The 11,956-nt window shown below is 40.7% G+C and carries 12 protein-coding genes and 1 tRNA gene; 5 read left to right on the top strand and 8 right to left on the bottom strand.

Features of this window, described 5'->3' with window-relative positions:
- Positions 1–54 precede the first annotated feature (54 nt).
- Complete coding sequence (locus WJP93_RS13265; RefSeq protein WP_337548736.1) at positions 55–768, bottom strand: class II aldolase/adducin family protein; 714 nt, start codon at positions 766–768, stop codon at positions 55–57.
- A gap of 280 nt (positions 769–1,048) precedes the next feature.
- On the opposite strand from WJP93_RS13265, the gene WJP93_RS13260 reads away from it, so the two are divergent.
- Positions 1,049–1,918, top strand: a complete 870-nt coding sequence (locus tag WJP93_RS13260; RefSeq protein WP_337548730.1) for an AraC family transcriptional regulator — start codon at positions 1,049–1,051, stop codon at positions 1,916–1,918.
- Positions 1,919–1,978: 60 nt separating this feature from the next.
- On the opposite strand, the gene WJP93_RS13255 is transcribed toward WJP93_RS13260, so the two are convergent.
- The 4 genes from WJP93_RS13255 to WJP93_RS13240 form a co-directional block, all read right to left on the bottom strand.
- Positions 1,979–3,388: a serpin family protein gene (locus WJP93_RS13255; protein ID WP_337548729.1), complete on the bottom strand. Its 1,410-nt coding sequence runs from the start codon at positions 3,386–3,388 to the stop codon at positions 1,979–1,981.
- Between the two features lie 144 nt (positions 3,389–3,532).
- Complete coding sequence (locus WJP93_RS13250; RefSeq protein WP_227102287.1) at positions 3,533–4,129, bottom strand: DUF4367 domain-containing protein; 597 nt, start codon at positions 4,127–4,129, stop codon at positions 3,533–3,535.
- Entirely contained in the window at positions 4,126–4,686 is a 561-nt protein-coding gene (locus tag WJP93_RS13245; protein ID WP_262538913.1) for a sigma-70 family RNA polymerase sigma factor, read from the bottom strand. Before WJP93_RS13245 ends, WJP93_RS13250 begins: the two co-directional genes overlap by 4 nt.
- A 236-nt stretch (positions 4,687–4,922) precedes the next feature.
- Entirely contained in the window at positions 4,923–5,795 is an 873-nt protein-coding gene (locus tag WJP93_RS13240; protein ID WP_337548728.1) for a NifB/NifX family molybdenum-iron cluster-binding protein, read from the bottom strand.
- A gap of 218 nt (positions 5,796–6,013) precedes the next feature.
- Between WJP93_RS13240 and WJP93_RS13235 the strand changes: the two genes are divergently transcribed.
- The gene (locus tag WJP93_RS13235; RefSeq protein ID WP_337548727.1) at positions 6,014–7,156 is read left to right on the top strand and encodes a glycerate kinase; all 1,143 of its coding nucleotides are present in this window, start codon (positions 6,014–6,016) and stop codon (positions 7,154–7,156) included.
- A 116-nt stretch (positions 7,157–7,272) separates the two neighbouring features.
- Here the strand turns inward: WJP93_RS13235 and WJP93_RS13230 are convergent, their stop codons facing one another.
- Entirely contained in the window at positions 7,273–8,145 is an 873-nt protein-coding gene (locus tag WJP93_RS13230) for a phosphoribosylaminoimidazolesuccinocarboxamide synthase (protein WP_066560064.1), read from the bottom strand.
- A 294-nt stretch (positions 8,146–8,439) separates the two neighbouring features.
- On the opposite strand from WJP93_RS13230, the gene WJP93_RS13225 reads away from it, so the two are divergent.
- Together WJP93_RS13225 and WJP93_RS13220 are read left to right on the top strand one after the other, a co-directional pair.
- On the top strand, positions 8,440–8,892 hold the full coding sequence (locus tag WJP93_RS13225; protein ID WP_262538916.1) for a helix-turn-helix domain-containing protein: 453 nt from the start codon (positions 8,440–8,442) through the stop codon (positions 8,890–8,892).
- A 24-nt stretch (positions 8,893–8,916) separates the two neighbouring features.
- Positions 8,917–10,245, top strand: a complete 1,329-nt coding sequence (locus WJP93_RS13220) for an MATE family efflux transporter (protein WP_262538917.1) — start codon at positions 8,917–8,919, stop codon at positions 10,243–10,245.
- An 84-nt stretch (positions 10,246–10,329) separates the two neighbouring features.
- Here the strand turns inward: WJP93_RS13220 and WJP93_RS13215 are convergent, their stop codons facing one another.
- Complete coding sequence (locus WJP93_RS13215; RefSeq protein WP_337548726.1) at positions 10,330–11,145, bottom strand: hypothetical protein; 816 nt, start codon at positions 11,143–11,145, stop codon at positions 10,330–10,332.
- Between the two features lie 160 nt (positions 11,146–11,305).
- Between WJP93_RS13215 and WJP93_RS13210 the strand changes: the two genes are divergently transcribed.
- Positions 11,306–11,378: transfer RNA gene (locus tag WJP93_RS13210), tRNA-Gln, on the top strand.
- A gap of 88 nt (positions 11,379–11,466) precedes the next feature.
- Here WJP93_RS13210 and WJP93_RS13205 read toward each other — a convergent pair.
- On the bottom strand, positions 11,467–11,956 hold a 490-nt coding region (locus tag WJP93_RS13205), incomplete at its 5' end, for a hypothetical protein (RefSeq protein ID WP_337548725.1).

The raw sequence follows: 11,956 nt of genomic DNA, 5'->3' as shown, positions 1-11,956 counted from the left end.
ATTTATATAGATCTCTATTTTATTCGATAAAATTTTAAATCTTTTTGTCTGCGCTTATTTATCGGTTGGTTCCCCTTCATCTTTGCGCTCAAACTTTTTATAGCCTGGATGCTTTCCTGTGATATGATAGTAGGAACGCAGATTGATCAGCTTATCGATATTCTTGCGGTCAATATCGTAGCTGCCGCCAAGCAAAATTGCATTAAGCGTAATCTTTGCCCACAGCTCAAGACTTTCCATTCTATAATAAGCAGTAATTACATCACTTCCAACGGCTAATGCACCATGATTTTCAAGAAGCATTACATCATGCTCGTTTAAATATGGCTCGATTGCGTCCGGCACCTCTGTTGTACTCGGTGTTCCATATGGTGTAAGCGGAACAGCTCCAATCGCAGCTACATCCTCGATCATGTTATACATATCCATCGGTCTGTGTGCAACTGCAAAACCAGTTGCTGTCGGCGGATGTGCATGTACAACTGCCCTTACATCGTCACGTTTTTCGTAGCATCTCATATGCATCTTAATCTCACTTGACGGACGCAGTCCCGGTGCTCCCTCTAAAATGTTTCCTGATGCATCGATACGAAGCAGCTTATCCGGTGTGATAAAGCTCTTGCTCATTCCAGTTGGTGTTGCAAGAAATGTTCCGTCACCCAAACGTACACTTACATTTCCATCGTTTGCTGCAACCCAGCCCAACTGCCACATTTTGTGACACACATCACAAATTTGGTCTTTAATCTCGTCGATCTGCATTTTCATCCCTCCTATTTTCATTGATATCACTTCCCGTCAGACACATCTGGCGAGAATCTTTACAAACCTTCTATCCTGATTATACATTTCATTTTCGTTTATGTCATTGTTTATCATGATTATCTATTGGATTATATTGATATTTTGTTGTTTTTGCTGTATAATCATTTTGTTTTTGCTATTATTTTTCCCAAGTTTGTCCAGGCAAACCTATATTTTCTAGTTTATGTTGATAAGTGCACAAAAATATTTAAGTATGTGCCCATTTATTTATGAAAGGATTTATATGAAATTTTTAGCTTCGCATGAGAACACAGCCAGAGGAACCTCTGGTTTTCCAATTGAATTGTACTATGTTGATAGAAGCCATCCCCGATATGAAATGCCCTTTCACTGGCACCTTGAACATGAGATTATGCTTGTGTTAAGCGGAAGCTTCTCTTTGTCAGTTGATGGAAAAACTAAGACCTTACATAAGGGTGATACTGCCATCATTTCTGCCGGAGCCGTCCACGGCGGTGTTCCCGATAACTGCATCTATGAGTGTCTCGTATTTGACACCAGCCGCTTTATGGAAAGCAGCAGCGCACTGCTTCACAGAAAATACTGCGACTTTTTTGATACTGATACGCTTATTTATCCTTTTTTTGAAAAGGGTACTTGCTGTAGTGAACTGATCTGCCAGATGTTTGAGGTAATGGATAAGCGTCAAACCGGCTACGAATTTTTTACGGTCGGACTTATGTGGCAGCTATTTGGTCAAATTCTGCATGATCACTCCTATACTGTCACTGATATGGCTGAGCGCAGAAATGCAAAGAGTACCGAACAAATTAAAACGGTACTCAATTATATTAGAAAAAATTATGCCTCACGCCTGACGCTTGCTGATCTTGCTGATGTTTTAAATCTTTCTCCAGAACATTTCTGTCGGTTGTTTCACTCAATTACAGGAAAATCTCCTATTGATTATTTAAATTATTACAGAATTGAATGTGCCTGTGAGCTTTTATCTTCTTCCCAAAAAAGTATCACAGAAGTCGCCTACTCATGCGGCTTTAATGATCTAAGTTACTTTAACCGCATCTTCAAACGATACAAAAAGGTGACACCAGGTCATTACCAAAAGACTATGCTCTCCAAAAAAACAGAATAAAAAATAACCCCATGAGCAAGGTAATCATACTTTGACTCATGGGGATATAACTAACTACATTTATTTAAGGTTGTACACGCATCCCTCAAAAAGCTTTAAGCCTGTCTGTGTATTAGAAATTGTAAAGTAAAATGGATGATCCATGTTCATCTCAACTATATCATCCTCTGGTAAAAGTGCCATTGCTTCCATAAGCGCCATAGTTACTGCTGCTGCCTCAGTTCCGTTTTCATCATTTTTAATTGCTGTTTTATGGTAGATTGATCCGGCTGCCATCTCTTCATCTGTAAGTCTGTCATAAATACAGCCATCAAAAATTGCCTCTAGTCCAAGTTCTTTTAATATATCTTTTAATTCTTTTCCATATTCCATCTCAAACTTTGGCATTGAAAGAGAAACCTCGCGACTATCCCACTCTTGCTTATCTGCCTCAAGCCCAAGCTGATAGAGATAATCTTTTTCGCTCCATTTGTCAGTCACTACGCTGTCCTTTGGCAGATAAACTGTCATCTCACAGCCACCATGGTAAGGCAGACGAATCATCTGATACTCATCATTTTCTGCATATTCAAAATGATCCTGCTGATGCATCATATCCACAGATGTATCACCATCTTTTCCATGGAAGGTCTGTTTGTCTGTCAACTCTTTTTCAAATGCATTTACCCATGCAGCCTTAAAATAAACAGCATTTAAAAGTGTCATTCGAATACTCGGATCCATTGGTTCATCAAGAATTGATGGAATCAGCCCGTGCGTCTTCTCATTGACCCAATCATTGATTTCATTCATTGTTTCTGCTGACGATAAATCACAGCGCTTTAGTGATGCCTGATATGTATTTGAAAGTATATCCGCCAGATCGTCAAATGAAGATGACATCTTCATTTTCTCGTCCACATACATGGCATTTGCTGTTTCTAAAATTGACTTTGGAATGCTGTAATCATCACTTTCTACACTCACTACTTCCTCTGATGAATCTGATGACGCTTCATTTTCATCTTCTTCATCTTCCTGATTTTCCTTATTTGTTCCAAGAAGCGCTGCCAGTTCTTCCTGCGCTGCTAAAATCTCACTCTCACTCATATTGTTTAAGTCAAGAAATTCTTTTAACTGCTCAATCTGTCCACCGCTTTCAGAGCAGTGACTAAGAAGCGTCAGTGCTGTTGCAATACTATAGGAAGAAATAAATACATTTTTATTCTCTGCCGTAAGCTTTTCCATTAACATTGATCCGATGCGGTTATCTGCCTGCACAATCGTATCAACATAATTTTGCTTTCCCTGATCCACAGGATATTCCTCATCCTCAAGCGTTGGAATTTCGATCAAATCATCATGAGAGCCTGCCGTTGTTTCTTCCACAGTCTCATTGCCCCATACAGGTGCGGCTGCCTGCATCACCTGTGAGCATGCCATCATCATTCCCATTGCAGCTGTCAGTCTCATTAAATTCTTTCTTCTCATATCATTATCCTGCCTTTCCTAATATGATGTACTCCTTTGATACCAGATTACTTTCACAAAATTTTATTTAAGACTTTTATGTCTTCACTCTTTAAGACGGAAAATTAGATGTAAGGTTACACATTCTGAAAAAAATTTTATCAATTAATCCACAACTGTGACTATGCCCATGCCGCAGATCGTATCTGCTGCTGCCTGCACGACTTTTCGCAGCGTATCAGCCTGCAAAGTATAGGAAACATTATTTTGTTCAAATGAAGCGAAAAAATAACTAGAACCTTCTTTTTTATAAAAGAATACATCTATCCCACCAATACTCGTAGCTGGCAATTCATTATGTGATGTCTCATCTTCACTGATCTGACTTTTTGTTTCTTTTCCCAATGTGATCGTTGAAACCGAAAGTGTATTTTTATCTTCAGGTTCCGCGTAAGCCTCTGCCTCCGCCAGTGTTTCACTTCCCTCGAGCGCTAAGATTTCCTTTTCATATTCGCTTTCTGTATACGCAGCCATCATCAGCGCGCCATCTGTTTGATCTTTTTTTGCCGTGATCTTTCTTCCCATAACTGTTCCTGCGGTGAAAATACAAATGCCCGCGGCTGCTGTAAGTGCTGTCCTCAAAAAAATCACTTTTCCATTTATTTTTTTCTGTTTTTCTTCTTTTAACTGTTCTAATCCAGCTTCCTCTATAAGGTCATCATCCACAAAGCGCAAGCTGTCTAACAAATCCTTTTCTGTCATATCCAAATGCCCTCACTTTCCAGATATTTTTTTAACCGCCCACGTATTCTATGCAGCCTCACCTTTGCACTGCTCTCACTTATCTGCATCTGCTGCGCCAGATCTTTTATACTCACACCATACCAATAGCGTTTCATAAATAAAAGTCTGTCCTGCTTTGACTGTGTCCTCAAAAAAGCTGTTATATTCTGTCCGATCTGTTCCCCCTGCACCTTATCTTCATTGCGTGAATCTGGAATGCACTGCTGCATTTCATGCGTAAGCTCAACTACCAAAGCACTTCGCTTTTGCGCATTTTTATGATCTAGCACATCAAAACATAAAAATCGGCATATCTTTGCAAGGTACGCAAAGAAAAACTGCGGTCTTGTCGGCGGTATAGAATTCCAGGTTCGAAGATAAGTATCATTGACACATTCCTGTGCATCTTCTCTGTTTTCCAAAATACCAAATGAGAGTCTGCCAAGCTTTTCCCCATAATGCGTCTGTGTCTCCTCTATTGCTTTTGGATCTCGTTTCCAATACAGCTCTATAATTTCATCATCCTTTGTCTGCAACCACTTACCTCCTAACAGATACCCACGAATTGCTCCGTTGCGATGCAACTTTCGCAATTCTAAAAATATTCGGATTCACTGATTTTCTTTGAAAATCGCTGCATCCTCATGTTTTTGTGGGTCCCAAGCTCAAAAGCCTTATCGTGCAAGCACGAACGGCTTTTGGAGCTTTTGACCCTGGTATCATAAAATGTTCAAAAAATGCACCCGTCATTTGACAGATGCATTTTCTTTTCTTACGCTTCTACGCTGACAAGCTCAATTGTAAAGTTTAATTCCTTGCCTGCCATCTCATGGTTTGCATCAAAAGTAATAGTCTTATCATCTTTTGCAACAACCTTAACTGGGAATGGCTGACCAAACTGATTAGACAGATATACCTGCTGACCTGCCTCAAGTTCCTCTGAACCTGGAAGCTGTGCAATCTCAAGTGTAAAGATTGCAGCTGGATCCGGCATGCCGTATGCTTCCTCTGGCATCAGATGGATCTCAACAGACTCGCCAACTTCCATGTTTGCCACAGCCTGATCAAAACCTCTGATCATCTGACCAACACCGCAGATAAACTCAAGCGGCTCACCGCGATCATAAGAGGAATCAAACTGTGTTCCGTCATTAAATGTTCCCTTATAATGAGTGCGGCACTTCTTTCCTACATTCTTGCCTTCCATGATTGGCTCTGGTGTTCCACAGCCGCCGTGGCATCCGCCGCAGCCGCCCTCGCAGCCAGACTCTTCACTCTCCTCACCATGACAGCAGTGACCGCCTTCTTCATGATGATGATCGCAATTTCCCTCACTGGTGCACTCAAGTGTTCCATTTACGTAGCTTTCGGCAGCCTCATTTACATCACCAGAAACGCCGGCACATACCTTGATTCCAGCCTCAGAAAGTGCTGCCTGTGCACCGCCTCCAATGCCGCCGCAGATTACAACATCAACTCCTGCATCAGCAAGAAAACCTGCTAACGCACTATGTCCTGCTCCATTTGATCCAACTACCTCACTTGAAATGATCGCGCCATTCTCCACTTCAAAAATCTTAAAATTCTCTGTTTTTCCAAAATGCTGAAAAACAGATCCGTTATCATACGTTACTGCAATTTTCATTTTTAAATTCCTTCCCTGCAATTTTGAACCCTACTGTTTCTATTAAATCGCATATTGTATTGATTATACCCTGAGACTATCAGCTGCGTCAACCATTTCTTTTTTTGGATTTGCAACCCATTGCTATCAGGGGTTGTTTTTTGCTATAATGACAGTGCTGATTTTATTAAGAAATTCTTAGGCTTTTTGAAAAGCCTGCGATAAATGAAAGGAACATTATGGATGTTGTAATTGCAATTGACTCCTTTAAAGGAAGTCTCAGTTCATTAGAAGCCGGCGAGAGCGCTGCTAATGGCATAAAAAAGGTCTACCCTGATGCCACTACAGTGATTCGTCCACTCGCTGACGGAGGCGAGGGCACGGTTGATGCACTTGTCGCTGGCTGCGGCGGTAAAATGACAACTGTTTCTGTCACAGGACCACTAGGCGAGACTGTTTCATGCCAATATGGTATTGTCTCTGCTACTAAAACTGCCATAATTGAAATGGCTGTGGCTGCTGGTATTACACTTGTCCCACCGCAAAAGAGAAATCCGCTTCACACCACAACTTATGGTGTCGGTGAAATTATTGCTGATGCAGTTAAACGCGGCTGCAGGCACTTTTTGATTGGCATTGGAGGAAGCGCCACAAATGATGGCGGCATCGGTATGCTTCAGGCACTAGGCTTTGGAATGCTTGATGAGAATGGTAATCAGGTTGAATTTGGTGCTAAAGGACTTCGCCAGCTTAAATCAATCACAACTAGCCATGTGCTGCCAGAGCTTTCAAAATGTACATTCCGTGTTGCCTGCGATGTCACAAATCCACTTTGCGGCTCTACTGGCTGCAGTGCTGTTTTTGGACCGCAAAAGGGAGCTGACTCTGAAATGATCAATATGATGGATCGCTGGCTAAAAGACTATGCATTACTCTCACGCAAATATTTTCCAGATGTAAATGAAAGTCTCTCCGGTGCAGGTGCTGCCGGCGGACTTGGCTTTGCTTTTTTAACATTTTTGCATGCCACGCTTGAATCTGGTATTAAGATTGTTCTTGATGAAACAAAGCTTCGCGACTATGTTCAAAATGCCGACATAGTTGTAACAGGAGAGGGCCGCCTTGATGGTCAGACTGTCATGGGAAAGGCGCCTATCGGTGTCGCAAAAATTGCAAAGGAATATGGTAAGCCTGTAATTGCATTTTCCGGCTGTGTCACAAAAGATGCTATCGCCTGCAATGAACACGGGATTGATGCATTCTTTCCAGTACTTCGAAGCGTTTCTACACTTGATGAAGCGATGTGCCGCACAAATGCAATGCAAAATATAGAGGATACTGCCGAGCAGGTATTTCGCCTGATACGAGCAGTCTCCCATTAAACATATTACTTTCAAGAATTGCTGTATGCTGCAAATTATTCTGTATCAAAAGCAAAAAAAAGAAGGATCTGTCGAATTGGCAAATCCTTCTTTTTTATTTCATATCTTTTATGTATTTATGCTAATGGCTTTCCTGTCAGCATCTCATAAGCCTGCAGATACTTCTCAATTGTCTTATCAACAATCTCCTGCGGCAGTGTCCAATCGTTGTCCGGGTTTGCCTTTAACCAATCACGAGCAAACTGCTTGTCAAAGGATGGCTGACCATGTCCTGGCTCATAGCCATCTGCCGGCCAGAAACGTGAGCTGTCCGGTGTAAGCATCTCATCACCGATAACGATATTTCCATTCTCATCCAGACCAAACTCAAACTTGGTATCTGCAATAATGATGCCCTTGCTCAGTGCGTAGTCTGCACACTTCTTATACAGTGCGATAGTGTAATCACGAAGCTTCTGTGCATACTCCTCGCCCTTTCCTGGGAAATACTTCTCCAGATGAGCAATGCTCTGCTCATAAGAAATATTCTCATCATGATCACCGATCTCAGCCTTTGTAGATGGTGTATAAATTGGCTCAGGCAGCTTATCAGACTCCTTTAAGCCCTCTGGCAGCTCAATTCCGCATACCTTTCCAGTCTTCTGGTAGCTTGCCCAGCCACTTCCAGTGATATATCCGCGCACAATACACTCCAGAGGAAGCATCTGCAATTTGCGGCACATCATACTGTTTCCATCAAACTTCTCCTGCTGGAAAAACTCCGGCATATCCTTTACATCCGTAGAGATCATGTGATTTGGAAGAATATCTTTTGTCATGTCAAACCAGAATCTGGACATCTGAGTAAGGACAGTTCCCTTCTTAGTTACCACGTTGTTCAGAATGACATCGAAACAGCTGATACGGTCAGTTGCTACCATGATCAGGCTGTCGCCATTATCATAGATTTCGCGTACCTTGCCTTCTTTGATTGGCTTTAACTCTCTCATTGTAAATACCTCATCCTTATATAATATTGTATTATGGGCGGATTTTTTGCTTCTTTACAGATATTATTCTGGAAGCTGCTTCCGCAACACATCTACACTACCACTACTTCTGCTGTGTTGTCAATAGTTAATGTGTTTCAAACAATATATTTTAAATGTTACAGTTCATGCGTCATGTTACAAAAACCCTTGAAAGATTGTTTTGTTTGTGCTTGACAATGGTATGATTTCATACTATGCTTTCTAAGTACGATTTCGTACCTTTATTTTCAATTATTAACGGAGGAATTTTGTATGAATGTTCAATCTTCTGCTTCTCTCAAACGTCTTAACCATTTGCAGTGTGAGATGGGCGTTGTTTACCATGAAATGTCACATCTGTGTGGTTTATCTGACAGCACAATGCAAATTTTATACACGATTTGTAACTTTGACGAAGAAAGCTGTCTGCTTCATGATATCTGCCGCCTGACAGGGCTTCCTAAGCAAACTATCAATTCTGCACTGAGAAAGCTTGAAAATGAAGATATCATATTTTTAGAGGCCGCAAATGCAAAAAATAAACGTGTCTTTTTAACACAAAAAGGTAAACAGCTTTCTTCTGAGACAGCTGGAAAAATTATTGATGCTGAAAACCGTATTCTTGCTGATTGGGGTCCTGAAACTTCCGAACAATATCTTGCTTTAAATGAACGTTATTTAAAATGTCTGCAAAAAGAATTGCAGCGAATGAAAGCTGAAAAATAATACGAAAGGAATAAATTTATTTTTATGAAAATCCAATTATCTGATCATTTTACTTATGGAAAGCTGTTTCGTTTTACATTTCCTTCCATTATCATGATGGTCTTCACTTCGATCTATAGTGTTGTGGACGGATTTTTTGTATCAAATTTTGCTGGAAAAACAGCGTTTGCTTCCATCAATTTAATAATGCCATTTCTCATTATTCTAGGAAGCCTTGGCTTTATGATTGGAACAGGTGGTACAGCGCTCGTCTCCCGTATTCTTGGCGAGGGCGATGAAAAAAAAGCAAACTATTATTTTTCTATGCTGATCTGGCTGTCACTTTTGATCGGTATTATTCTGGCTATTTTCGGTGTTGCCTTTATGCGTCCTGTTGCTACATTGTTAGGCGCTACAAAAGAGATGATTGATGACTGTGTTCTGTATGGACGCGTCGTAATCGCTTTTCTTGCTCCCTATATGCTCCAAAATGTATTTCAAAGCTTTCTTATAGCAGCCGAAAAGCCTAACCTTGGACTGGCAGCAACACTTGCTGCCGGAATTACAAATATGGTACTTGATGCAGTGCTGGTCGGTGTTCTTCGCTGGGGAGTTTTTGGAGCAGCACTCGCAACTGGCATAAGTCAGACGATTGGCGGCTTGCTTCCTTTTATCTATTTTATTCGTCCAAATAGCAGCACACTTCATCTGACAAAGGCTAAATTCAAGCTTCGCCCGATTTTATATGCTTGCGCCAATGGCTCCTCTGAGCTGATGAGCAATATCTCTGGATCAGTTGTTGGTATCGTCTATAACTTTCAGCTATTAAAATATCTTGGCGAAAATGGTATTTCCGCATATGGTGTATTAATGTATGTACAGTTTATTTTCATTGCCATCTTTATCGGTTACTCGATTGGCTGTGCTCCTGTTGTCAGCTTCCATTATGGTGCCGGAAACTACAGTGAGCTTCAAAGCCTTCTCAAAAAAAGTACTCGCATCGTCGGCTCACTCAGCATCATTTTGACTGTGCTTGCCCTCACGCTTGCTAATTTGCTTGCAAAGATGTTTGTTGGTTATGACGCAGAACTTCTTGCCATCACATCTCATGCATTTAAGCTCTTCTCCTTTAGCTTTTTGCTGGCAGGCTTTAACATTTTTGCATCATCCTTTTTTACTGCTCTAAACAATGGTGCCATCTCTGCTGCGATCTCGTTTTTACGTACATTGATCTTCCAGACATCATCCGTGTTAATCCTTCCACTGATTCTCGGTGTGGACGGCCTCTGGGGTGCAAATGTAGCCGCTGAAATTTTTGCGTTTGTGATTTCACTTGCATTTCTTGTTGCAAATAGGAAGAAATATCATTACTAATCTTTGCAAAAAACAGAATCAAAAAACCACTGGGGACAGGTTTATAACTCTGACGAGCCACAAAAACCTGTCCCCAATGTTTTTTTATTCTTCGCTTTCTGCAGTATTCTCTGCCTCACTTGTTTCTTTTACATTATTCTTTTCAGCAGCATTTGAAGATACTTCTTCGCTACTTTTTTCTTCGCTGCTTCCCTTTTCGATGCTTCCTTCTTCGCTGGACTCCTCCTCGATCTGGGATGGATCATAGATATTTACACCGATTACAACTGCGCTTGTTCCATTTCCAGAGTCAAGCTTTCCAATCTGGAAGCTGTTCATTGTATAATCGCCATACTGATCTGTTTCATTGTACCAGAATGCACCCGTTGTGTGGTAAACAGTTCCTTTACCGCCGTCCTGATCATTTTCCTGATAATTATCTTCATCGCCAAATGCCTCACGCGCTGCAGCAACCGCCTTATCAAACAGCTCGTCTAACTGCTCTGCTGTGTAGGTATCCTCAAAGTAAACTGTCAGTGTTGTCAAGCCACCATCTGGATCAAAAACAGGCTGCATACCAACAGAAATATAATCAAGAAGCTTAACAGAGTAATTGATGTCACCCATCGTCTCGCCCTCTGTAAATGCTGTCGTAGTGCCAATCGGCATTGCGATCTCTTTTTCAAGATCCTGATAGCTGCTTAACCATCCCAGATCCTTGTACTGGAAAGTACCATCAGCTGCCTGGAAATCAGTAATCTTAAACTCCTCTAGTGTATCAGCTGCTGCCGTTGTCTTTATTTTATTTGCATTTGCATAAGAGCCATAGCCCATTCCGCTTCCATAATAACATCCTGCTGCAGACAGCATCATCATGCTGACACCTCCTGCAAGTAATGTCTTCTTTAATAAATGTCTCATAAATAATTCCATGCCTTTCACTCATTGACCTAATTAGCTTATCGTTTGCTGTCAATGTACATTATATCCATTATATCAAATCAGACTGAGAAATCAATAAAAAAACTTTAAAATTACTATTGACAAATCTATTGCGATCTGCTACTATAATACATGTTGTAGCGCTATCGCCAAACGGTAAGGCACTGGACTCTGACTCCAGCATTTTCCAGGTTCGAATCCTGGTAGCGCTGTTAAATTTAAGGACATCGCGGATGCGGTGTCCTTTTTTGTTATGAGCCAGTGGAGACACTTTAAAAGCCACCGCACCTGTCACCGTGGCTACCCCAACTGTTCCTTTATATAAGTAACTAGTTGTTTTTTATCATAACTATTTTTACAGCATAAAATATCTACTTGCGATTCATCTACAACTACTACAATTTCCGCTGTAATCATTCCAGATTTCATAAGTTGACGTGTATTAATGTCCAAAGTAGATGGCTTCCATATACTTTGATCAGGCACAATCTGTATAGAAAACGATCTATTTTCAATTTTAAAAAATTCTCGAAGTACTTCTTCCAGATCATGCCTATCAATTTTAAAAATAACATCTGCTAATAATTTATCTTCAAGTAATACTAGCCAATATTTTCTACTAACTCTTTTAATTATTTCAAAAAGTTCCCCCTCCTTTTTTACATCTCCAATCTGCATAACCACCACATTACTCTTAAATTTCTCTAGAATCTTTAATGTATTTTCTATTGAACAATCGTAAACGCTCAATAGTGGGTATACCCACTTCAAATAGCCGCTCCTGAGAGCG

Source organism: Anthropogastromicrobium sp., from assembly GCF_037349415.1.
Lineage (GTDB): Bacteria > Bacillota > Clostridia > Lachnospirales > Lachnospiraceae > Anthropogastromicrobium > Anthropogastromicrobium aceti.
This window is presented reverse-complemented; position numbering and strand designations above follow the sequence as displayed.

Excerpts from the sequence above, each read along its gene's own strand:
- WJP93_RS13225 (WP_262538916.1), top strand. The coding sequence starts at position 8,440 with ATGAATGTTCAATCTTCTGCTTCTCTCAAACGTCTTAACCATTTGCAG.
- WJP93_RS13215 (WP_337548726.1), bottom strand. The coding sequence starts at position 11,145 with ATGAGACATTTATTAAAGAAGACATTACTTGCAGGAGGTGTCAGCATG.
- WJP93_RS13240 (WP_337548728.1), bottom strand. The coding sequence starts at position 5,795 with ATGAAAATTGCAGTAACGTATGATAACGGATCTGTTTTTCAGCATTTT.
- WJP93_RS13235 (WP_337548727.1), top strand. The coding sequence starts at position 6,014 with ATGGATGTTGTAATTGCAATTGACTCCTTTAAAGGAAGTCTCAGTTCA.
- WJP93_RS13220 (WP_262538917.1), top strand. The coding sequence starts at position 8,917 with ATGAAAATCCAATTATCTGATCATTTTACTTATGGAAAGCTGTTTCGT.
- WJP93_RS13230 (WP_066560064.1), bottom strand. The coding sequence starts at position 8,145 with ATGAGAGAGTTAAAGCCAATCAAAGAAGGCAAGGTACGCGAAATCTAT.
- WJP93_RS13255 (WP_337548729.1), bottom strand. The coding sequence starts at position 3,388 with ATGAGAAGAAAGAATTTAATGAGACTGACAGCTGCAATGGGAATGATG.
- WJP93_RS13250 (WP_227102287.1), bottom strand. The coding sequence starts at position 4,129 with ATGACAGAAAAGGATTTGTTAGACAGCTTGCGCTTTGTGGATGATGAC.
- WJP93_RS13260 (WP_337548730.1), top strand. The coding sequence starts at position 1,049 with ATGAAATTTTTAGCTTCGCATGAGAACACAGCCAGAGGAACCTCTGGT.
- WJP93_RS13265 (WP_337548736.1), bottom strand. The coding sequence starts at position 768 with ATGAAAATGCAGATCGACGAGATTAAAGACCAAATTTGTGATGTGTGT.